Raw genomic sequence first — 22,244 nt, forward strand, 5'->3', positions numbered from 1 at the left:
ACTTCTCGATGTCAGGTGATATCCGGGTCGGTGTGCTCGGCAGCGCGGGCAAGGTCGGCCAGGCCATCGTCGCCGCGGTGGAGGCCGCCGATGACCTGACCTACACGGTCGGGGTGGACAAGGGCGACCCGCTCGAGAAGTTCACCGAGTCCGATACGTCTGTCGTCGTGGACTTCACCCATCCCGGCGTCGTCATGGACAACCTGGAGTTCTTGATCCGCAACGGAATCCATGCCGTGGTCGGCACCACGGGCTTCACCGACGAGCGACTCGACCAGGTCCGGTCCTGGCTCGCCGACAGCCCGGGCGTCGGTGTCCTGATCGCGCCGAACTTCGCCATCGGGGCCGTGTTGTCGATGCGTTTCGCCGCGCAGGCCGCGCGGTTCTACGACTCGGTCGAGGTCATCGAGCTGCACCATCCGCACAAGGCGGACGCGCCGTCGGGAACCGCCTACCGCACTGCGGCGCTCATCGCGCAGGCACGGGCGGACGCCGGGGTGGGGCAGAGTCCGGACGCGACGACCGATGAGCTCGACGGTGCGCGAGGCGCCGAGGTCGACGGCGTCCACGTGCACTCGGTCCGCCTGGCGGGTCTCGTCGCCCACCAGGAGGTGATCCTCGGGACGGAGGGGGAGACGCTCACGATCCGCCACGACTCGCTCGACCGCACGTCGTTCGCGCCCGGAGTCCTCCTCGGCGTCCGCGAGATCGGCGGACGACCGGGCCTCACGGTGGGCCTGGAAGAGTTGATGGACCTCTGAGCGCGATGGCCGCCGAACCGAAACAGCGCGACGCCCGCCCGATCGTCTGGATGATCGGGTTCCTCGTGGTGGCGATGATCGTGTATTTCGTCATCCTCGGGGAGCGCGGGATCGACCTCATCTCGTCGGGGACCGTCGCCGGGATCGGCGTGGGCATCGGCGTGCTGATCCTGCCGTTCATCGGTGCATGGCTCATCTACGCGACGCTGCGTGCCGGCATCGAGCACCAGCGACTGGCCCGGATCATGGCCGAGGAGGGGCGTGAGCTCGACGTCTCCTCGTTGCCGCGCAGGGCGTCCGGACGCATCGAGCGAGACGCGGCGGACGAGTTGTTCGCCCAGGTCAAGGCGGAGTGGGAGGCGGAACCATCGGATTGGCGCAACACCTACCGGATCGCGCGTGCCTATGACTACGCCGGTGATCGGGGGCGGGCCCGTCAGATGATGAAACGGGCCGTCGCGCAGTTCAAAGGCGAGGAGACGTGAGCACACTGCTGATCGTCCATCACACCCCGTCGCCGTATTGCCAGGCGATGTTCGAGGCGGTGATCTCCGGCGCGTCGGATCCGGATATCGAGGGAGTGGACGTGGTGCGACGTGCCGCGCTCGCCGTCTCCGCCACCGACATGCTGGAGGCGGACGGATACGTGCTCGGCAGCCCGGCGAACCTCGGGTACATCAGCGGCGCGCTCAAACACGCCTTCGACAGCACCTACTACCAGATCCTCGACTCGACGAGGGGGCGGCCGTTCGGCCTGTACCTGCACGGCAACGAGGGGACCGAGGGTGCGGAGAAAGCGGTCGACTCGATCACCACCGGACTGGGGTGGGCCAAGGCGGCCGAGTACGTCGCCGTCGCCGGCAAGCCGTCCAAGGACGACCTCGAGAAGTGCTGGGAACTCGGCGCCACGGTCGCGGCCGGGCTGATGGGCTGATGATCTCCCGTGCCGGTTGGCGACCACGTCCGCACACGGCGTCGGCGTACACCCGACCGCGCCGGTCCACCAGCAGGGTTCCGGCTGGTCCTACACTGGCACCGTGAGCACGGCCATCCACTCAGCGACCTCGTCGGACGCCGCGACGATCCCTACCCCGTACGAGGACCTGCTCCGGCTCGTCCTCGAGACCGGTACCCCCAAGGCCGATCGCACCGGAACCGGCACGCGCAGCCTGTTCGGACACCAGCTGCGCTACGACCTGGCTGCCGGCTTCCCGCTGGTCACCACCAAGAAAGTGCATCTCAAGTCGATCGTGTACGAGCTGCTGTGGTTCCTGCGCGGCGACTCGAATGTCCGGTGGTTGCAGGACCGTGGGGTGAGTATCTGGGACGAGTGGGCCGACGCCGACGGCGACCTCGGGCCGGTCTACGGCGTGCAATGGCGCAGCTGGCCGACACCGTCCGGTGAACACATCGACCAGATCTCGGCCGCCCTCGACCTGCTCCGGACGAACCCCGACTCCCGTCGCAACATCGTCTCGGCGTGGAACGTCGGCGAGATCCCGCAGATGGCGCTGCCGCCGTGTCACGCCTTCTTCCAGTTCTACGTCGCCGACGGCAAACTCTCGTGCCAGCTCTACCAGCGCAGTGCCGACCTCTTTCTGGGCGTGCCCTTCAACATCGCTTCCTACGCTCTGCTCACGCACATGATGGCGCAACAGGCCGACCTGGAGGTCGGCGAGTTCGTCTGGACCGGCGGTGATTGCCACATCTACGACAACCACCTGGACCAGGTGCGCAAGCAGTTGTCGCGCGATCCGTTCGCTTATCCGAAACTCGAACTGCGCAAACGTGATTCGATCTTCGATTACGAGTTCGACGACATCGCGGTGGTGGGGTACGAGTCGCATCCGGGGATCAAGGCGCCGGTGGCGATCTGATGGCGACCACGGTCACCCTGCTGTGGGCCCAGGATCGGGTCGGTGCGATCGGTCGTGACAACACCATCCCGTGGCGGGTGCCCGAGGACATGCGTCGGTTCCGTGAGTTGACCGGTAGCGACGCGGTGGTGATGGGGCGCAAGACCTGGGATTCACTGCCCGACCGTGTCCGCCCGTTGCCCGGCAGGCGCAACATCGTGATCACGCGGTCGGCCACGTGGTCGGCCGAGGGGGCCGAGATCGTCCACACGATCGACGATGCCATCGGGCTGGTCGACGGGCCGGTGACGGTGATCGGTGGCGGACAGATCTACGAGGCGTCGATGGATGTGGCAACGCATCTGCGCATCACCGAGATCGACATGCTGGTCGACGGCGCCGATGCCTTTGCGCCCGAGGTGGACCCGTACAGGTGGGAGGCGCAGGGCGCCGGTGACTGGCAGCCGTCGTCGACCGGCGTTCACTACCGATTCGTCGACTATCTCCGGCACACGAGTGTGCGGTCGGGGTCGGAGGCGTAGCGGGCGGATGACCCGTACCAGCCTCTCCGCCGCACAGGCGCGGCGAATCGCGCTTGCTGCACAGGGTTTCACCGATCGCCCACCGTCCGGTGCGCCGACGTCGGCGCACCTGCGGAGGGTTGTCGGCCGGACCAGACTGCTGCAGATGGATTCGGTGAACATCGCCGCGCGTGCCCACTACATGCCGATGTTCAGCAGACTCGGCCCATACGATCGCGACATCCTCGACCGCGCGGCCTGGCGCCCCCGGCGCGGTTCACGACTGCTCGTCGAGTACTGGGCGCACGAGGCCGCGCTCATCCCAGTCGGCGACTGGCCTCTGTTCGGTTGGCGCAGAGACGAATTCCGCGATGGACGATACCGGTTCACCCGCGAGTTGATGAGCCGCAACCGGGAACTCGCGCGTGATGTGCACGCGGTGATCGTCGAGGGTGGTCCGAGCACGCCGAAGGAGATCGAAGCTCACCTCGGCATCGTGCGGCAGGCGGGGGTCCCGGGTGGCTGGTGGCATCGCGGGGAGGTCAAGCACCTCTGCGAGGCCATGTTCGCCGCGGGTGACCTCTCGGCCGTACGCAACGAGAACTTCGTACGGCATTACGATCTGACCGAACGCGTCATCGGCACCGACGTCATCGACGTGCACCTCGACCGCGCCGACGCGCATCGGGAGCTGACTGCGCGGGCGGCGTGTGCACTGGGGGTCGCGACAGCCGCCGATCTCGCCGACTACTACCGCACCAAGAGCGTCGACATGCGTTCGGCCATCGGCGATCTGGTCGATGCGGGGGAGCTGACGCCGGTGACCGTCGAGGGATGGCGGGATCCGGCCTACCTGCACACGCGCGCGGTGATCCCGCGCCGGACCGATCGCACCGCCATCCTCTCGCCGTTCGACCCACTGGTGTTCTTCCGACCACGGGCCGAGCGCCTCTTCGACTTCCACTACCGCATCGAGATCTACGTGCCGGAACACAAACGGGTGCACGGCTATTACGTGCTGCCGTACCTGATGGGCGACGACATCGTCGCCCGCATCGATCTGAAGGCCGACCGCAAGGCCGGCTCGCTGCTGGTGCTCGGCGCCTTTCTCGAGGAGGGGCGGGCCGAGAAGGTCGTCGCCGATCGGCTCGCCGCCGACCTCGCGGCGATGTCAGGGTGGCTCGGACTGGACCGGGTCGACGTCGGGGAGCGGGGCGATCTCTCCCGCGCGCTCTCCGCCGCCGTCCGGTGAGCTGATCACGACGGGATGCGTACGACCATCTTGCCGGTGTTCTGGCCTTGCATCAGACCCAGGAAGGCATCGACCGCGTTGTCGATCCCGTCGACGACGGTCTCGTCGTGGACGACCTCACCTGCTGCGAACCACTGGCCCATCGTGGCGGTGAACTCCGACAGCTGATCGAAATGGTGGCCGACCGTGAACCCGGTGAGCGTGAGACCGCGCGTGATGATGTTGGCCATGTTGCTCGGTCCGGGGGTGCGAGTTGTGCTGTTGTACTGGGCGATCGCCCCACACAACGCCGCTCGTCCGCCGTCGTTGAACACATCGAGGGCCGCCTCGAGGTGATCGCCACCGACATTGTCGAAGTAGACGTCGATGCCGTCCGGCGCGGCCTCGCGAAGCTGCTTGCGGACCGACGGTTCGTCTTTGTAGTTGAACGCGGCGTCGTAGCCGTAGCGCTCGGTGAGCAGCGCGACCTTCTCGGCCGAACCCGCGGACCCGATGACCCGCCCGGCGCCCTTGAGCCGGGCGATCTGTCCGGCGGCGGTTCCGACGGCGCCTGCGGCCCCCGAGATGAACACCGTGTCGCCGGGACGCAACTGCGCGATCGTGAGGAGTCCGACGTACGCGGTGAGTCCGGTCATCCCGAGCATGCCGAGGTAGACCGACGACTCGACGCCCTCGGGCGGTTCGGGAAGCGCGCGGAAACCCGTGGCGTCCTCCTGGACGATGTCTCGCCATCCGTACTGATGGGAGACCAGCGTGCCGACCGGCAGGCCTTCGGTCGTCGACTCGACCACGCGGCCGACGGCACCGCCGGTCATCGTCTCGTCGAGAGCGAACGGCGGGATGTAACTGCGGGTGTCGATCATCCGGCCGCGCATGTACGGATCCACCGAGACGAACTCGTTGGCGACGCGCACCTGCCCCGGGCCCAGGTCGCCGTACTCGACCGTGACCGTGCGGAAGTCGGCGTCTGTGGGCCAGCCGGTCGGCCGGTTCGCGAGCTGGATCTGTGTGCTGGTCTGAGTCATCGATGACTCCCTTCCGGATTGTGTACCGATCGTTCCACAATAGCGTACACTCGACAGCACGACAATCGACGTAGTCAGGGGTGGCCATGGGCAGAACGCAGGCATACGACACCGCCACCGTTGTCGCCTCGGCGCGGAACCTGTTCTGGAAGAGGGGCTTCGACGGGGTCTCGGTGTCCGACATGGAAAAGGCGACGGGATTGTCTCGGTCGAGCATCTACCACGCGTTCGGGAGCATGCGCGGCCTGTTCGACGCGGCCGTGCAGGACTATCTCGACACCATCGTGCGGCCCCGCATCCGCGCGCTCCGGGAACCGGACGTCGCGCCTGGCGCGCTGGCCGGGTACCTCGCCGGCCTGACGGAAGCGATCGGGCGACTCGGGGACGCCGACCAACCGACCGGCTGTCTGCTCGTCGGCGCCGCGGGGACCACCCTCGCCGACGACGAGGCCGTGCGGCAGGTCGTCGGCGCCTATCACGCCGAACTCCTCGCGGCCGTCAGCAGGGGAGTGGCCGCGCGATTCCCCGACGACGACGCTGAATCCGTCGCGGCACGTGCCACATCCATCACCGGGGCGACGATCGCGGCGATGACCCTCGCGCGCGTCAACCGGGCCGAGGCGGTTCGGCTCCTCGACGTGACGTCGGCCATGGTTCGCTGACCCGGCACCCCGACTGGTGCAATCGCGACGCCGGGATGCCATGCTTCTGCTCGACCACTGTGCACACAGACGTGCTCGATCGGGAAGGCTGATGATGGCGGTTTCGTACCAGGGCAAGGACTACCGGCTGGTCATGTTCGACCTCGACGACACCCTGGCACCGTCGAAGAGCCCGATGGCCGACGACATGGTCGCCCTGATGCACCGCATGCTCGACCAGAGCCTCGGCTGCATCATCTCCGGCGGGCGGTTCGAGCAGTTCGCCGCACAGGTCCTGGCGCGCCTCGGGACCTTCGACTCGATCGGGAACCTCCATCTGATGCCGACGTGTGGCACGCAGTACGTGCGCTGGTCGGGGACCGATTGGGAGACCGTCTACGCCGAGTACCTCAGCGACGACGAGAAGTCGCGCACGCTCGACGTCCTCGAGGCGGGGTCCAAGGAGCTCGGACTGTGGGAGTCGGAGACCTGGGGCCCGATACTCGAGGACCGTGGCAGCCAGATCACCTTCAGTGCCTTGGGACAGTCGGCTCCGGTCGATGCCAAGGCCGCCTGGGATCCCGACGGTGCCAAGAAGGAGTCGTTGCGCGCCTATGCCGCCGAGCGGCTGACCGACCTCGAGGTGCGCAGTGGCGGCTCCACGTCGGTGGACGTCACGAAGAAGGGGATCGACAAGGCGTATGGCGCGCGGAAGCTGATGGACATCCTCGACCTCGGCACCGGCGACATCCTGTTCTTCGGTGACCGCCTCGACGAGGGGGGCAACGACCGGCCCGTCCTCGATCTCGGGATCGAGTCCATCGCCGTCGACGGCTGGCAGGACACCTTCGCGAAGCTCTCGGCGATCGTCGACGGATAGTCGTCGACGATCGCCGAGAAGCGTTCACGAATGCCGTGACTACGCGTGCTTGACCAGCAGGCCCTTCTTGAGCCCGGCGATGTCTCCGGCCGTCAGACCGAGGCCCTTGGACACGTAGTTGTCGAAGCTGCCGTACGTCTTGTCCGCTGCCGCGAACGCGGCACGTAGCGACGAGATGTTCACGCCGTTCAGCGAGTCGCCGGCGTCGGCATGGCGGAAGGTGTTGCTGGCCAGGTAATCCTGCTCGACCGTGCTGCGGTCGACGCCGAGGATGCTCAGCAGGACCGCGGACGCCCAGCCGGTGCGGTCCTTGCCCGCGGTGCAGTGGTAGAGGACGGTGTCCCCCTTGCCCGCGGTGCTCTTGATGTCGAGCAACGTCTTCCGGAAGGCGTCGCGCGCCGATGCGCTGGTCACGAACTCGCGATACTGACTCTCCGTGTCGGTCAGACCGGCCGAACCCGAGTCCACGCTGATCGGGACGGGTGAGCCGAAGACGTTGTAGTTCACCGCAGTCGCACCCGGGACCGCGCGGTCGGGCTGCACAGCGCGCTCGACATCACTGCGGAAGTCGATGATCGAGGTGACGCGGTGTCCGGCCAGCTTCTTCTGATCGGCCGCGGTGAGTTTGTCGAGGCTGTCGCTTCGGATGACCCGGCCGTTGATCGACTGACCGTCGGCGGTGTGATAGTTCGTGAACGTGCGCGTGTTCACCGTGCCGGCGAGGTCGAACGCGGCGGGGGCGGACGTGGCCGCCATCTGTGACGGGGCTGCGGTCGCGGTTCCGATCGCGGTCGGTGCGATCGCGGGTGCGCCGATCACGGCGAGTGCCGCGGCGGTGTACACGAGCCGGCGTCGCAGCGCGCGGCGGTGCGAAGGTGTGGTCATCTCGGGCCTTTCGTTTCCTGGATGGACGTGACGATCACGGTGCCGTCTCGTGACGCTAGTCGGCGGGGCCTGCGACGGATCCGACGCGTGGCGTTCCGGAGGGCACCCGGAACGATCTGGCGTGATAGCTGCTGGTCCGCGGGTCGGCCTTGTCGACGAGGAAATACCAGTCCATCTGCGCCGCTGCCGGTGTGACGGTCAACACCCCGTAACCGTGTGCGTCGAAATCGTTCCATCGGACGTGTCGGTTCGCGGCCATGATCGCCGTGGGCACCGCGGCCCCGACGCTGTGCTCGGGCACTCCGAGGATGTCGTCGATGTTCGCCGAGGTCACCGACGGGACCACCAGCTCGGTCGCGACCGAACCGGCGGCGGGATAACGGGCCGCATCGACCGGGATGTCGCACGCCCAGGACGAATGGATGTCGCCGGTGATGAACACGACGTTGTCGACGCGATGATCGCGGATCGCGTCCAGCAGTCGGCGGCGGTCGGCGGTGTAGCCATCCCATTGATCGGCGTTGTAGGGCACACCGCCTCCGGGCAGGCCGAGCAACTCGGTGACGGCCGCGGTGTTGCGGGCGTCGAGGGGCGGGATCAGGACGGGCGCGATCATCACCGGATTCCCGATGATCTGCCATCGCGTCGGAGACGAGGTCAATCCGTTGGTGAGCCAACGCATCTGGGCCTGACCGGTGATGGTCCGGCGCGGGTCGTCGACGTCGGACGAGGTGGCCGACACCTGTTGGTCGCGGTACGTCCGGAGGTCCAGCATCGACAGTTCGAGCAACCGCCCGAAACGGAGCCTGCGGTAGAGATGCCTGCCGGTACCGGTCGCTTCGGGACGCACCGGCATCCATTCGTAGTAGGCGCGCTCGGACGCGGCTTTTCTTGCTGCCCAGGGGCCTTCGCCTGCACTGTGGTTCTCCGCGCCGCCCTTCCAGGCGTCGTTGGACGACTCATGATCGTCCCACGTGCAGATCCACGGCAGGAGGCGGTGTAGTTCGGCGAGGTCGACGTCGGTCTTGTAGTGGGCGTGTCGAATCCGGTAGTCGCGCAGGGTCACGGTCTCGTTGGCCGGTTCCGTTCGCCGCACCACGCCGGATTTCCCGCCGTAGCCGCCGGTCTCGTACTCGTAGAAGTAGTCGCCGAGGTGCACGATGGCGGTGAGATCACGGTGCGCGCGCAGATGGCGGTATGCCCCGAAGTACCCGGCTTCCCAGTTGGCACATGAGACCACACCGAATCGCACGCGACGGACATCGGCGCCTGCTGCCGGTGCCGTGCGCGTGTGACCGGTCGGCGACGTCGCGCCCGTCGTGGGTCCCGACGCGACCCGGAACCGATAGACGTAGGACGTGTCGGGCTCCAGCCCGGCGACATCGACCTTCACCGTGTGGTCCGCATCGACGGACGCGTGGACGGAGCCGGATGCGACCGTGCGTGCGAAGGTCCCGTCACGGGCGATCTCCCAGGTGACGACGACGTCGGGTCCGCGACCCGAGCCCGGCGTCGACGCGGCCGTCGGCGTGACGCGTGTCCACAGGATCACCCCGTCGGGGAGCGGATCGCCCGAGGCGACGCCGTGGGCGAACACCGCGGCCGACCGGGGCGCCGGCGTGGCGGAGGCGGGTGAGATGGCGATCCCGGCGGAGGTGACGCCTGCGGCCACCGCGCCCGTGCGCAACACGGCGCGACGGTTGATCCCGGACCTTTCCGACGGTTCTGCAGAGGACGCGCCGGGCTGATCGGCGTCACCGGGGACACTGGGTGGTGCGGACACGACGCTCATCATGCGGCACCCGATGCCACGGTGGCGAGCGGGACGCGCTCGGCAGATCTGCAGTGCCCTGGGGGTTCTGGCGGGTGTCGTCGAACGTTCATCCGGTGTCTGCCCGACCGATATCCGACCGCGCTGAGGTCTGGTGCGGGCCGGGCCGGAAGAGCAGGATCGTCACCATGGCGATCGACATGGATCGGTTCACGCTCTCCGGACTCGGCGAACTCCGCTGGTGCGCGATGCGACGACGAGTGCGAGCTGCGGTCGCGGGGGAGACCACCGTCGACTCACGTGATGCGTTGCAGGTGTGGGAGCCGTACCGGGTGGTTGGCTTCTATGCCGTGCCGATCGGGGACGTCTCGCCTGGACTGGTCGATCCGGTGGCCGTGGCGCCTGCCGAGCACCGACCGCCGATCCTGACCCCGGACGATGCGTTCCTGTTGCACACCTGCCCGGGCACGGCGTGGACGATCCCCATCACGGATCGCCCCCTGGTCGCGGCAGCCTTCACCCCCGACGATCCGGATCTGCGAGGCCACGCCGTCCTCGACTGGTCCGCCTTCGACGAGTGGCGGGACGAGGAGAAGGCCGTGCTCGCGCATCCACACGATCCGTTCAAGCGCATCGACTGTCTGGACACGAGTCGCCACGTCGTGGTCCGCATCGACGATGTGGTGCTGGCCGAGAGCAACCGGCCGACGCTCCTGCTCGAGACCCACCTGCCGGAACGTCATTACCTGCCTCGGGAGGACATCCGGATGGATCTGCTGGTTGCCGGAGACACGCACACCACATGCGCCTACAAGGGTCACGCCTCGTACTGGTCGGCCGTCGTGCACGGGCGGACCGTGGCCGATGTCGCCTGGTGCTATCCCGATCCGCTCATCGACGGCGAGCCGGTCCGTGACCTGATCTGCTTCGACGGCGATCGGGTCGAGATCACCGTGGACGGTATCGCGGGGTGAGGGGGAGCGGTCTGCGCAACTGGTGGACAATCGACGGAACCGACCCCGCGGAAACGGGTGGCAGGTCGAACAGAATGCGGTGAGGAGGCAACGTGTCCGAGTTGGTGCCGTTGACGGTGCAGATGGTCGCCGCGACGCAGTTCACCCCACCGCCGGACGTCGACTGGAGCACCGATGCCGCCGGTGGTGAGGCGCTCGTCGAATTCTCCGGCCGGGCCTGCTATCAGAGCTGGGACAAGCCGAATCCCCGCACGGCGACCAACGCGGGCTACCTGCGACACATCCTCGAGGTGGGTCACCTGTCGCTGCTCGAGCATGCGTCGGTGACCTTCTACATCACCGGTATCTCCCGTTCCTGTACCCACGAGCTGATCCGGCACCGTCACTTCTCCTACTCGCAGCTGTCCCAGCGTTTTGTCCCGGAGCACGACTCGAATGTGGTGGCACCACCGGCGATCCGCGGCGACGCCGAGCTCGAGGCCTTGTTCACCCAGGCGACGGATTCGGCGCGAAAGGCCTACAGCGAATTGCTCGACGCCCTCGAGGCCAAGTTCGCCGACGTGCCGAACGCGATCCTGCGGCGCAAGCAGGCACGTCAGGCGGCGAGGTCGGTGCTACCGAATGCCACCGAGACCAAGATCGTGGTGACCGGCAATTATCGGGCGTGGCGGCACTTCGTGGGGATGCGCGCGACCGAACATGCCGACGTCGAGATCCGGCAACTCGCCGTCGAGTGTCTACGTCAGCTGATGGAGGTGGCGCCGACGGTGTTCGGTGACTTCGAGATCGGCACGCTGGCCGACGGAACCGAGGTCGCCACCTCCCCGTTCGTCCTCGAAGGCTGAGCGGCGCCGCGCCGGGCGCCCGCACGCGTATCCGCGGTAGGGAGAAGGTAGCCTTGAGCACCATGAACGCAGGCGTAGACCAGCCGCAGACGCACCCCTTCGGGACCATCGGCGTCGCCATGGTGACCCCCTTCACCCCCGACGGTGCGCTGGATCTGGACAAGGCCGCCGAGCTGGCCGAACACCTGGTGTCCAAGGGATGCGACGGACTCGTGGTGTCGGGTACGACCGGCGAGTCACCCACGACCACCGTCCCGGAGAAACTCGAGTTGCTGCGTGTGGTTCTCGATGCCGTCGGGGACCGCGCTCGCATCACCCAGGGCGCGGGCAGTTACGACACCGCAGAGAGCGTCCGCTTCGCCATCGAGGCGGAGAAGGTCGGTGCCCACGGACTGCTCGTGGTCACCCCGTACTACTCGAAGCCGCCGCAGGCGGGCCTGTACGCCCACTTCCGCTCGATCGCGGACGCGACCGATCTCCCTGTGTTGTTGTACGACATCCCGCCCCGTTCGGTGGTCCCGATCCTCAATGACACGATGCTCGCGCTCGCCGAACATCCGCGCATCAAGGGTGTGAAGGACGCCAAGGGCGACCTGCATTCGGCAGCGGGCATCATCGCGTCGACTGATCTTGAGTACCTGTCCGGCGAGGACGCACTGAACCTGCCGTGGCTGTCGGTCGGCGCGACCGGATTCGTGAGCGTGATCGGTCATCTGGTCGCCGATCGGCTGCGCGACATGCAGATGGCATTCGAGAAGGGCGACATCGCGACCGCCCGGGAACTCAACATCTCGATGCTCCCACTGGTGAACGCGATGGGCCGATTGGGCGGTGTGACGATGGTGAAGGAATCGTTGCGAATCCTCGGGTTCGACGTCGGCCGACCGCGTCTGCCGCAGGTCCCGGCAGATGGACCACAGATCGAGGCGCTCGTCGCCGATCTCCGCACGGCCGGCGTGCTGAACTGATGACCGGGCCAGCGCGGCGTCGTCGTACCGCAAGCCGAAAGGCGGGACCGCCGGCACCTCCCACCGAGGGGGCACCCCCCACCGAGGCTGCGTCGCCGGATGTCGCACCTCCGGAACCGCAGGCCAAGGCGGCGAAGGCGACCGGCGCCACCGCGAAAAAGGCAGCCAAGAAGGGGGATTCGTCGGCAGCCAAGGGCGGTCGGGACGCCGAGCCGAAGCAGTCTGCGCGGGCGCAGTCGGGGCAGTCACGCTCCGGCGGACGCCACGAGCGACGGGATCGGCGTGGCGACAACCGCGGATCGCAGGCTGCGACGGTGCCTGCTGTCGATCGACTCGGTACCCCCCGCAGGGCACCCCGCGACGGTCTTCGCATCGTGGCCCTCGGCGGCATCGGCGAGATCGGGCGGAACATGACAGTCTTCGAGTACGGCGGCCGCCTGTTGATCGTCGACTGCGGCGTGCTCTTCCCCGAGGACGCCCAACCCGGCGTCGACCTGATCCTGCCCGACTTCACCTACATCGAAGACCGGATGGACGACGTCGACGCGATCGTCCTGACGCATGGTCACGAGGATCACATCGGCGCGGTCCCGTTCCTGCTCCGGTTGCGCAGCGACATCCCCGTGATCGGGTCGAAGTTCACGCTCGCCCTGGTCGACGCGAAGTGTCGTGAGCACCGGTTGCGTCCCAAGCTCGTGCAGGTGGTCGAGGGTGAGCGAACCACACATGGCCCGTTCGACTGCGAGTACTTCGCGGTCAACCACTCGATTCCGGACGCCATCGCGGTGGCCATCCGGACCCCGGCCGGCGTGGTCCTGCACACCGGCGACATCAAACTCGACCAGCTACCTCTCGACAATCGGCTCACCGATCTCGCAGGCTTCAGCCGGCTCGGCGACGAAGGGGTCGATCTCTTCCTGGTCGACTCGACCAACGCCGAGGTACCCGGGTTCGTGACGCCCGAACGTGAGATCGGCGGCGTCCTCGACCAGGTCATCGGTCGCGCCCGCCAGCGCGTGATCGTCGCGTCGTTCGCCAGTCACGTCCACCGGATTCAGCAGGTCGTCGACGTGGCCCTCGCGCACAATCGGCGGATCGCCTTCGTCGGGCGGTCGATGGTCCGCAACATGCAGATCGCCCAGGATCTCGGATACCTGTCGGTGCCCGACGGGGTCCTGGTGGATCTCGACACCGCCGCCACGTTGCCCGACGACCGGTTGGTGCTGATCTCGACCGGCTCGCAGGGCGAGCCGCTCTCGGCGCTGTCGCGGATGGCGCGTGGCGAACACCGCCAGATCAACATCCGCGCGAACGACCTCGTCGTGCTCGCGTCATCCCTGATCCCAGGTAACGAGAACTCCGTCTTCGCGGTGGTCAACGGTCTGGCGAAGCGCGGTGCCACGGTCATCACCCAGCAGAGCGCCAAGGTGCACGTCTCCGGGCACGCGTCGGCCGGTGAGCTGCTCTACCTCTACAACGCGGTGCGGCCGTCGAATGTCATGCCGGTCCACGGCGAATGGCGCCACCTGCGGGCCAATGCCGCGCTCGCGGTCGCGACCGGCGTCCCCGAGGACCGGGTGGTGCTTGCCGAGGACGGCGTGGTGGTCGATCTCGTCGACGGCCGTGCGGAGATCTCCGGCCGCGTCCCCGTCGGCCACGTCTACGTCGACGGGCTGTCGGTCGGCGACGTCAACGAGTCCACGCTGTCGGAACGACTGGTGCTGGGTGAGGGTGGTTTCATCTCCATCACGGTCGCCATCGATGCCACCACCGGACGCGCGGTGAGCGTGCCCGAGGTGTCCGGGCGCGGCTTCTCCGACGATCCGGATGCCCTCAAGGCTGCGGCCGATGTGGTGCACCAGGCGCTCGATTCCCTGGCGGCCGAAGGCGTCACCGATGCGCATCGAATCGCGCAGACCATCCGCCGGGCCGTTGGCCGCTGGGTCGCCGAGACCTACCGCCGCCGGCCGATGATCGTACCGACGGTGCTGGCCGTCGGATCCTGATCGACGCAGCGCCGGGGGCGGTGCCGGCCACTAGGGTGTGACGCGTGACCCTCGCACAAGATGAACGCGCTGCCCTCGTCGACACCCTCCGCTCCGTCGGGCCGGACGCACCGACCCTGTGTGAGGGGTGGACAACCAGAGATCTCGTCGCCCATCTGGTGGTGCGCGAACGGCGGCCGGACACCGGTCCCGGATTCATGATCAAGCAGTTCGCCGGGCACACCGAGCGGGTGCGTGCCGACGCCGCCGCCGGGTCGTGGCAGGTCCTGCTGGACCAGTTGGCGTCGGGTCCGCCCACGTTCTCGCCCTTCAAACTCGTGGATCGCTGGGCCAATCTCGCCGAGATGTTCGTCCATCACGAGGACGTTCTGCGCGGCGGAACGCCCAGAGACGCGCCGTGGACGCCGCGGCCGCTGTCGGCCGAGATGCAGGAAGCACTCGTCACCCCGGCGAAGTCGATGGCCAAGCTCACCCTCAAGGGCTCGCCCGCGTCGGTCACGCTGACCACCACCGACGGCCGTGAGCTGGTCACCTCGGGTTCCGGGAAGCCGGTCGTGGTGACCGGCACCGCGGGCGAGCTCGTGCTGTTCGCCTTCGGGCGGGCCCCGCTCGACGTCACGTACGAAGGGGACGGCGACAGCGTGTCGGCCGTGATGAGCGCCAAACGGGGCTTCTGAGACACGTCGAATCGTGTCGGTTACGAATTCGACACACAAATGCGTTGCCAGTGTTGCCCATGTGACTGAGGTGACGGTAGGCGACTAGTCTGTCTCGCATGGCTTCGAAAGCAACCGCTGGTGCCCATAAACGGGGTACGTCGCAGAGGAGTGCGCCGAAATCGGCATCGCGTGCGACCGCGGGGACGACGAAGTCGGGTGCCCGGGGGACGCGCGGTACGAGCACGCGGACGTCGACGCCGCGCTCGACGTCGGCAGGCACCCGCTCCACCACAGCCCGCAAGAGCAGCGGCACCGCCACGCGGGCCCGGAGCGGGAGCCGTAGCGGGAGCCGGAGCGCGGTGGCGTCCGAGGACATCCACCGCCGGTCGGTCGCGGCGACCGGGGCATCCGCGGTCGGTCGCGGACTCGGCGCCGGATGGTCGCTGATGGCGCGTGGCGTCGGCGGTCTGGCACGTGCCGGGGGAGTGCGCCCGGCGGGCGACGATCGTTTCGAGGACCTCGACGTCGAGGATGCGATCGACGACGGGTTCGAGGTCGACGGGCCGATCGTCGACGATCCACTCGACGAGGAGCGACCCGTCGATCGGCGTGGGCGATCGGCGCCGCGCCGCGATCTGAGCGGGCACTCACACCGCCGCGACGGCGTCGCGCTGGCGATCCTCGCCTTCGCGCTCCTGGTGGGTGCGAGCGTGTGGTTCGGGGCGGCCGGCCCCGTCGGGGCCTTCATCGAGGCCCTCATCCGAGCGATTGTCGGTGCTGCATCGGTGGTGGTACCGGTGGCCCTGGTCGCGCTGGCGGTGGTGCTCATGCGGCGGCCGCCGAACCCGCATCGACGAGCGCGCTATCTCGGCGCCGGCCTGCTGGTGGTGCTGCCGGCCCTCGGTCTCGTCCATCTCGTCGCCGGGGCACCGGAAGACCTGCCCGGCCGGTCGTCGGCAGGCGGTTTCCTCGGATTCGCCGTCGGCACCCCGCTCACCGACGGCGTGACGGCCTGGATCTCGGTCCCGATCCTGTTGTTGTGCATCGCGTTCGGCGCATTGATCCTCAGCGGCAAGACAGTTCGTGAGGTGATCGACGGAGCCGCGGGTTATCTGGGTCTCGGGGTCGGCCATGCCGCATACGCCGACGACGCCGCACCGTGGGACGACGTCGACGACGAGTTCGACGACGAAGATGAACCACGCCCGGCTCCTCGTGGTCGTGCTCGAGGTCGAGGCGCCGACGATCAGGCGACCGAGGTACTCGATTCGCCCACCGGCTACTCGCCGGACCCGTACGACAACTACCCGCCCGACGTCGAGCCGGTACGCCGTCGGCGCTCCCGCCGTCCTGTCGACCCCGATGTGGACGCCGCCGACTTCGCCGCCGCGACGACGATCCCGCTCGATGACGAGGTCACCGAGCAGATCGGTGTCGAACCCGAGGAACCGGCGCCGCCGCGCAAGGCCAAGGCAAAGCGGTCGACACCACGCGCACAGACGCCCGCCGCGGCGCCCGAGTCCTCGACGGCCGCTCTCGTCGATCGCCCGGTCGAGGGCGCCTACCAGTTGCCGCCGTCGGACCTGCTGATCGACGGAGACCCGCCGAAGCAGGGCGGACGTTCCAACGACGACATGATCGACCGGATCACCGGGGTGATGGAGCAGTTCAAGATCGACGCCGCCGTGACCGGCTACACCCGCGGCCCGACGGTGACCCGCTACGAGGTCGAACTCGGTCCCGGCGTGAAGGTCGAGAAGATCACGGCGTTGCAGCGCAACATCGCATACGCGGTGGCCACCGACAACGTCCGCCTGCTCGCGCCCATCCCGGGCAAGTCCGCGGTGGGTATCGAGGTGCCCAACTCCGATCGGGAGATGGTGCGACTCGCCGACGTGCTGAAGTCGCCGAAGACGCGCAAAGACGGTCACCCCCTGGTGATCGGGCTCGGCAAGGACATCGAGGGCGACTTCGTCAGTGCGAATCTGGCCAAGATGCCCCACCTGCTGGTGGCCGGGTCGACCGGTTCCGGTAAGTCGAGCTTCGTCAACTCGATGCTGGTCTCGTTGCTCAGTCGGGCGACACCCGACGATGTCCGGATGATCCTCATCGACCCCAAGATGGTGGAACTCACCCCGTACGAGGGCATTCCGCACCTGATCACGCCGATCATCACCCAGCCGAAGAAGGCCGCGGCGGCATTGGCGTGGCTCGTCGAGGAGATGGAACAGCGCTATCAGGACATGAAGGCGTCGCGGGTGCGTCATATCGACGACTTCAACGCCAAGGTGCGTTCCGGAGAGATCACCACGCCGCTGGGCAGCGAGCGCGTATACACCCCGTATCCGTACATCCTGGCGATCGTCGACGAGCTCGCGGACCTGATGATGACCGCGCCGCGTGACGTGGAGGACGCGATCGTGCGCATCACGCAGAAGGCGCGTGCGGCGGGCATCCACCTGGTGCTGGCCACCCAGCGTCCGTCCGTCGACGTGGTGACCGGCCTGATCAAGACCAATGTGCCGTCGCGTCTGGCGTTCGCGACGTCGTCGCTGACCGATTCGCGGGTCATCCTCGATCAGCCCGGCGCCGAGAAGCTGATCGGTATGGGTGACGGCCTCTTCCTGCCCATGGGTGCCAACAAGCCGATCCGTATGCAGGGTGCCTTCATCACCGACGAGGAGATCCAGGCCGTCGTCGACTTCACGCGCGAGCAGAGTGAGCCCGAGTACACCGAGGGCGTCACCACCGCCAAGGCCGGCGAGAAAAAGGACATCGACGGCGACATCGGCAACGACCTCGACGACCTCCTGCAGGCCATCGAACTCGTGGTCTCCAGCCAGTTCGGTTCGACGTCGATGCTGCAGCGCAAGCTCCGGGTCGGGTTCGCCAAGGCGGGTCGGCTGATGGACCTGATGGAGACGCGCGGGGTCGTCGGGCCGAGCGAAGGGTCCAAAGCCCGTGAGGTGCTGGTCAAGCCGGAGGACCTCGCCGGTGTGATCACCTCGATCACCGGTGGCGGTGGCGACGACACCGCCACCGAGTAGCTCGCGGGTCGGGCACGGGCCGATCGAGGGCCGGCAGTCGGGTAGACGGTCGACTGTCGATGGGCGATGCCCTCAGGCGAGCCCGTGCTCGGACAGCCAGGTCTGCGCGCGCCGCGGCGATGCCCTGCTCAACCAGGCGTCCTGGATCACCTCGGCCAGTTCGGTGCGGCTCAGTTCGCCGATCCTGGACGTGCGTACGAGCACCGAGAGATGCCCGTCGAAATGGCTCGTGGTGAAGAACGGTGTGCCCTCGTCCTGGACCAGGGCGAGCTTGTCGTCCTCGGACGGGACCCAGATGACCACGACGTCGTCGAACCGCTCACCGGTATCGGGATCCCGGGCGTCCGGCCGCGGGGTGCGGAAGAACACGAACGACTTCCCGCCGACCTGATACACCGGCCGATCCGTGGACGAGCCGGCATCGGTGACGTGGGGCATCGCCTGTGCGACAGTGTGGATGTCGTCGACGGTCGCAGGGCGCTGACGTGGCGCCATGGTGCAACCGTACCCGCGTGTACTAGGCTGGTCGACGATCGAAGAGGGGAGTATCCCCACTCTTTGCGGCGTCTCCGTCAATACGGTCGCCCGGGTCACGATGCCGATCATCGTGGCGCGGACCACCCGGATTCGCCGGTCGGCCCGGTGACATGCCAGTGATGGTCTGCCACCGAACCCCCGGCGGGAGAGACCTCTGGCATCGCAAGCCTGTGCTGCGCGCTGGAGGAGATCACTTTCATGGATATCTCGACAACGGTCTGGATCGTCACCTGTGTGGTGATAGCGGGCCTGTTCGTCTTCGACTTCTTTGCCCACGTCCGGGTGCCACATGCGCCCTCCCTGAAGGAATCCGGGGCGTGGTCGGCCGTCTACATCTCGATCGCCATCCTGTTCGGCCTGTTCGTCTGGTGGAAATGGGGCGGCACGTTCGGCGGTGAGTACTTCGCGGGTTACGTGACCGAGAAGGCGCTCTCGGTGGACAACCTGTTCGTCTTCGTCATCATCATGTCGAAGTTCGCGGTGCCCAAGGAGTATCAGCAGAAGGTGCTGCTGCTCGGCATCGTCATGGCCCTGGTGATGCGAACGGTCTTCATCCTGGTCGGCGCCGCCGCGATCAACGCCTACAGCTGGATCTTCTACCTGTTCGGTGCTTTCCTGATCTTCACGGCGGTGAAGCTGGTCAGCGAGAGCGACGATCCGGTGGAGCACGAGGAGGAGCGGGAGAGCCGCCTCGAGCGTTTCGTGAAGCGCTACCTGCGTACCTCAGACGAGTACGACGGCGACAAGTTGTTCACCAAGGCCAACGGCAAGCGTCTCGCGACCCCCATGCTGATGGTGCTCGTGGTGATCGGGTTCACCGACGTGCTCTTCGCGCTCGACTCGATCCCGGCGATCTACGGTCTGACCCAGGAGCCCTACCTGGTCTTCACCGCGAACGCCTTCGCCCTGATGGGACTTCGTCAGCTGTACTTCCTGCTCGGTGGGCTGCTGGACCGGCTGGTCTACCTGTCGTACGGATTGTCGTTCATCCTCGCGTTCATCGGCGTGAAGCTGATCCTGCACGCCCTGCACGAGAACACCCTGCCGTTCATCAACGGCGGTGAGCATGTGTCGGTGCCCGAGGTCACCACCCCGGTCTCGCTGGCCGTGATCGTGCTGACGTTGGTGATCACCACCGTGGCGAGCCTGATCAAGTCGCGCAATTCCGAACCCAAGCCGAGCTGACGACCGCCGGTCGGCGGTGTCCGGTCCCGATCAGGCGTCGAGCGGCCCGAAGACCTGGGTCCACTCGACCACCCGGACACCGTCGACCGCTTCATGTGCGATGAACGGGTCGTTGGCCAGGAACGCCTCCGCGGCGTCGAGGCTCTCGGCGCGGATGACGATCAGCGCGCCGGAGCCGTCCGGATAGGGGCCGGCCAGCAGCACGTTGCCCGCGGCATTCTCTTCGCCCAGCCACTCACGATGCAGTGGCCGGTAGTGGTCGCGCAGGGCCGCCTTGGGGGGTTCGTAGGTGTAGTGGACGGCATAGGTCGCCATCGGGGAGCTCCTGTCGTGATCAGTTGAGGGTAGCCAGCATTCGGGTGTTGCCGAGCGTATTGGGCTTCACGTAACTCAGATCGAGGAACTCGGCGACGCCGGTGTCGTAGGAACGGCACATCTCCTCGAACACCTCTCGGGTCACGGGTGTGCCGTCGATCTCGCTGAAACCGTGCCGCGCGAAGAACGAGGTCTCGAACGTGAGCACGAAGACGCGGGACAGTTGCAACTCCCGGGCCATGTCCATCAGGCGTGCGACGATCCGGTGACCGACGCCACGACCCGCGTACCCGGTGTCCACCGCGACGGTACGCACTTCGCCGAGATCGGCCCAGAGCACATGCAATGCGCCACAGCCGACCACCACGCCGTCGAGGTCCGCCACCCAGAACTCCTGCACTGCCTCATAGAGGGTGACGAGGTTCTTCTCCAACAGGATTCGACCCGCGTACTGGTCGATGAGCTCTTTGATCCGGGGTACATCGGAGGTTCGTGCCCGGCGGATCATCGCGTCGCGTACCTCCGGCGCAGACACGTTCTCGTCGTCTGCGATCGATCCGGGGTCTGCGATCGATCCGGGGTCTGCGGTCGGTCCAGGGGATGGGGTCGGTGGTGTCCGGGGTGCCGGGTCGGGGACGGCAGGGGCCATGGGACCTCACAGTAGTCGCGACCGGAATGGCCACGCACGTACCTTTCGTCCCGAGCGTGCCCTCGCGGACAGCCACCTACGGTGCTGCCGATAGGCTGTGGTCGTGCGGGAGCAGTATCGCCTGGTCGGCAAGCGGCCACGAGAGGTCGGTGAGTCATGACCGATCGGATGCGCCGTGCCGTGCACGAGCACGGGATCGCCGGTGCCGGGCGCGGACCCGACCACATCACCGATCCCGTCGACCCCGTACCCCTGGTCAACATCGCGAACGCGCTCACCGTCTTCCGGATCGTCCTGGTCCCCGTGTTCGTCGTCGCTCTGTTCATCGGCGGCGGACACGACACGGTGTGGCGGATCATCGCCGCGGCGATCTTCGCGATCGCGGCCATCACCGACCGTTACGACGGGCGTCTCGCGCGGGAACGAGGCCTCGTCACCGACTTCGGGAAGATGGCCGATCCGATCGCCGACAAGGCCCTCATCGGCGCTGCGCTCGTCGGCCTCTCCATCCTCGGCGACCTCTCCTGGTGGGTGACCGCCGTGATCCTCGCCCGCGAACTCGGTGTCACCGCACTCCGGTTCTGGGTCCTGCGCCACGGTGTGATCCCGGCCAGCCGCGGAGGCAAGCTGAAGACACTGCTGCAGGCGGTGGCCATCGGTGTGTATCTGCTGCCGCTCGACGGACCGTGGCACGTGGGGGCCGCCGTCGTGATGGGTCTCGCGCTGGTCGTCACGGTGTTCACCGGCTTCGATTACATCTGGCAGGCCCTGGCTCTGCGGAATCGGTCCGTCGCGGCCGGCCGAGCGGAGACCGAGGCCGGCAACGGGCCGTCCGGCGCCTCCGGAGCGCCCGGTGTTCGCCCTCGGCGCAACACCGGATGACGTGCGCGATACCGCGCGGCATCGGCCGTCATATTCGACTACTGTCGTCGTCACGGCGGTGACACCGCGCTGAACCGGCGAACCTGGTCTGTCGGGAACCGGTGTGGTGTCCCAGACGTTGTGGTGATGGTCTGGTCCCGACAACCGACGAGGTGGTCGTGGCCGGTAGACAACGGAGCAGTGAGGAGGACGCCCGATGGCAGTGCTACTGCGAGAGGCGCTGGGCGAGAGCCTGCGCCGGGTACGCACGACGCAGGGCCGGACGCTGCGCGAGGTGTCCACCGACGCCCGGGTCAGCCTCGGCTACCTGTCGGAGGTCGAACGTGGGCAGAAGGAGGCGTCCAGCGAGCTCCTTGCGTCGATCTGCGATGCACTCGACGTGGAGATCGCCGAGCTCCTGCTCGACATCGGCCTCGCCATGCTGCCCGCCGACAGTGACCGTCTGATCGGCGCGGAGGCGGTCGCGACCACGGACATGGGCGTGCTCGACGCGAAGGTCGTCATCCCCGGGCCCGCCGGACGTTCCGAGGAGGCGGCGCTCGCCGCCGCCTGATGCTCTGCGGTTCGCGCCGCGCCCGACCGCGC

General features: G+C 67.5%; 23 protein-coding genes. 17 read left to right on the forward strand and 6 right to left on the reverse strand.

The genetic code is table 11. The annotated features are described in order from the left end of the window. Positions 1-8: 8 nt before the first annotated feature. From dapB to IDF66_RS19425, 6 genes are all read left to right on the forward strand, one after another. Positions 9-761, forward strand: coding sequence for a 4-hydroxy-tetrahydrodipicolinate reductase (dapB, locus tag IDF66_RS19400; protein ID WP_190268236.1), 753 nt, complete (start codon positions 9-11; stop codon positions 759-761). Positions 762-766: 5 nt separating this feature from the next. Next, entirely contained in the window at positions 767-1,246 is a 480-nt protein-coding gene (locus IDF66_RS19405) for a hypothetical protein (protein ID WP_190268237.1), read from the forward strand. Beyond that, the gene (locus IDF66_RS19410; protein WP_317628773.1) at positions 1,243-1,695 is read left to right on the forward strand and encodes a flavodoxin family protein; all 453 of its coding nucleotides are present in this window, start codon (positions 1,243-1,245) and stop codon (positions 1,693-1,695) included. The genes IDF66_RS19405 and IDF66_RS19410 overlap by 4 nt, the downstream gene beginning before the upstream one ends. Before the next feature lie 103 nt (positions 1,696-1,798). Further along, complete coding sequence (locus IDF66_RS19415; protein ID WP_190268238.1) at positions 1,799-2,638, forward strand: thymidylate synthase; 840 nt, start codon at positions 1,799-1,801, stop codon at positions 2,636-2,638. After that, positions 2,638-3,159: a dihydrofolate reductase gene (locus IDF66_RS19420; protein WP_190268239.1), complete on the forward strand. Its 522-nt coding sequence runs from the start codon at positions 2,638-2,640 to the stop codon at positions 3,157-3,159. Before IDF66_RS19415 ends, IDF66_RS19420 begins: the two co-directional genes overlap by 1 nt. A 7-nt stretch (positions 3,160-3,166) precedes the next feature. After that, positions 3,167-4,390 (forward strand): winged helix-turn-helix domain-containing protein, encoded by a 1,224-nt coding sequence (locus IDF66_RS19425; protein ID WP_190268240.1) that lies wholly within the window; start codon positions 3,167-3,169, stop codon positions 4,388-4,390. Positions 4,391-4,395: 5 nt separating this feature from the next. Here IDF66_RS19425 and IDF66_RS19430 read toward each other — a convergent pair whose 3' ends face one another. Then, positions 4,396-5,415, reverse strand: coding sequence for an NADP-dependent oxidoreductase (locus IDF66_RS19430; protein ID WP_190268241.1), 1,020 nt, complete (start codon positions 5,413-5,415; stop codon positions 4,396-4,398). Positions 5,416-5,501: 86 nt separating this feature from the next. On the opposite strand from IDF66_RS19430, the gene IDF66_RS19435 reads away from it, so the two are divergent. Both IDF66_RS19435 and IDF66_RS19440 read left to right on the forward strand, forming a co-directional pair. Next, the gene (locus tag IDF66_RS19435; protein ID WP_190268242.1) at positions 5,502-6,077 is read left to right on the forward strand and encodes a TetR/AcrR family transcriptional regulator; all 576 of its coding nucleotides are present in this window, start codon (positions 5,502-5,504) and stop codon (positions 6,075-6,077) included. Positions 6,078-6,171: 94 nt separating this feature from the next. Then, complete coding sequence (locus IDF66_RS19440) at positions 6,172-6,936, forward strand: HAD-IIB family hydrolase (protein WP_190268385.1); 765 nt, start codon at positions 6,172-6,174, stop codon at positions 6,934-6,936. A gap of 39 nt (positions 6,937-6,975) precedes the next feature. Here the strand turns inward: IDF66_RS19440 and IDF66_RS19445 are convergent, their stop codons facing one another. Further along, positions 6,976-7,821: a tyrosine-protein phosphatase gene (locus IDF66_RS19445; protein WP_190268243.1), complete on the reverse strand. Its 846-nt coding sequence runs from the start codon at positions 7,819-7,821 to the stop codon at positions 6,976-6,978. Positions 7,822-7,876: 55 nt separating this feature from the next. Then, complete coding sequence (locus IDF66_RS19450) at positions 7,877-9,613, reverse strand: alkaline phosphatase D family protein (RefSeq protein WP_190268244.1); 1,737 nt, start codon at positions 9,611-9,613, stop codon at positions 7,877-7,879. Between the two features lie 167 nt (positions 9,614-9,780). Between IDF66_RS19450 and IDF66_RS19455 the strand changes: the two genes are divergently transcribed. The 6 genes from IDF66_RS19455 (at position 9,781) to IDF66_RS19480 (ending at position 18,091) form a co-directional block, all read left to right on the forward strand. Beyond that, positions 9,781-10,566 carry a DUF427 domain-containing protein gene (locus IDF66_RS19455; protein WP_190268245.1) on the forward strand — a complete coding sequence of 262 codons (786 nt, stop codon included), beginning with the start codon at positions 9,781-9,783 and terminating at the stop codon, positions 10,564-10,566. 92 nt (positions 10,567-10,658) lie between these two features. After that, positions 10,659-11,411 carry an FAD-dependent thymidylate synthase gene (gene thyX / locus IDF66_RS19460; RefSeq protein WP_164308313.1) on the forward strand — a complete coding sequence of 251 codons (753 nt, stop codon included), beginning with the start codon at positions 10,659-10,661 and terminating at the stop codon, positions 11,409-11,411. A gap of 62 nt (positions 11,412-11,473) precedes the next feature. Beyond that, positions 11,474-12,379, forward strand: a complete 906-nt coding sequence (gene dapA, locus IDF66_RS19465) for a 4-hydroxy-tetrahydrodipicolinate synthase (protein ID WP_164308314.1) — start codon at positions 11,474-11,476, stop codon at positions 12,377-12,379. Further along, positions 12,379-14,385 carry a ribonuclease J gene (locus IDF66_RS19470; RefSeq protein ID WP_223309861.1) on the forward strand — a complete coding sequence of 669 codons (2,007 nt, stop codon included), beginning with the start codon at positions 12,379-12,381 and terminating at the stop codon, positions 14,383-14,385. The genes dapA and IDF66_RS19470 overlap by 1 nt, the downstream gene beginning before the upstream one ends. Before the next feature lie 44 nt (positions 14,386-14,429). Continuing rightward, entirely contained in the window at positions 14,430-15,062 is a 633-nt protein-coding gene (locus IDF66_RS19475; protein WP_190268246.1) for a TIGR03085 family metal-binding protein, read from the forward strand. Positions 15,063-15,160: 98 nt separating this feature from the next. Beyond that, the gene (locus tag IDF66_RS19480; protein WP_190268247.1) at positions 15,161-18,091 is read left to right on the forward strand and encodes a DNA translocase FtsK; all 2,931 of its coding nucleotides are present in this window, start codon (positions 15,161-15,163) and stop codon (positions 18,089-18,091) included. A 72-nt stretch (positions 18,092-18,163) separates the two neighbouring features. Here IDF66_RS19480 and IDF66_RS19485 read toward each other — a convergent pair whose 3' ends face one another. Continuing rightward, positions 18,164-18,586 carry an MmcQ/YjbR family DNA-binding protein gene (locus IDF66_RS19485; protein ID WP_190268248.1) on the reverse strand — a complete coding sequence of 141 codons (423 nt, stop codon included), beginning with the start codon at positions 18,584-18,586 and terminating at the stop codon, positions 18,164-18,166. A gap of 240 nt (positions 18,587-18,826) precedes the next feature. Between IDF66_RS19485 and IDF66_RS19490 the strand changes: the two genes are divergently transcribed. After that, positions 18,827-19,813: a TerC family protein gene (locus tag IDF66_RS19490; RefSeq protein ID WP_164308319.1), complete on the forward strand. Its 987-nt coding sequence runs from the start codon at positions 18,827-18,829 to the stop codon at positions 19,811-19,813. Positions 19,814-19,843: 30 nt separating this feature from the next. Here IDF66_RS19490 and IDF66_RS19495 read toward each other — a convergent pair whose 3' ends face one another. Further along, on the reverse strand, positions 19,844-20,128 hold the full coding sequence (locus IDF66_RS19495; protein ID WP_190268249.1) for a YciI family protein: 285 nt from the start codon (positions 20,126-20,128) through the stop codon (positions 19,844-19,846). A 19-nt stretch (positions 20,129-20,147) separates the two neighbouring features. Further along, positions 20,148-20,636, reverse strand: a complete 489-nt coding sequence (locus IDF66_RS19500) for an amino-acid N-acetyltransferase (RefSeq protein ID WP_190268387.1) — start codon at positions 20,634-20,636, stop codon at positions 20,148-20,150. A gap of 297 nt (positions 20,637-20,933) precedes the next feature. Between IDF66_RS19500 and pgsA the strand changes: the two genes are divergently transcribed. Further along, on the forward strand, positions 20,934-21,659 hold the full coding sequence (gene pgsA / locus IDF66_RS19505; RefSeq protein ID WP_190268250.1) for a CDP-diacylglycerol--glycerol-3-phosphate 3-phosphatidyltransferase: 726 nt from the start codon (positions 20,934-20,936) through the stop codon (positions 21,657-21,659). Between the two features lie 196 nt (positions 21,660-21,855). Continuing rightward, positions 21,856-22,212 (forward strand): helix-turn-helix domain-containing protein, encoded by a 357-nt coding sequence (locus tag IDF66_RS19510; RefSeq protein ID WP_164308322.1) that lies wholly within the window; start codon positions 21,856-21,858, stop codon positions 22,210-22,212. Positions 22,213-22,244: the final 32 nt, after the last annotated feature.

Source organism: Gordonia hankookensis, from assembly GCF_014673215.1.
GTDB classification, from domain to species: domain Bacteria; phylum Actinomycetota; class Actinomycetes; order Mycobacteriales; family Mycobacteriaceae; genus Gordonia; species Gordonia hankookensis.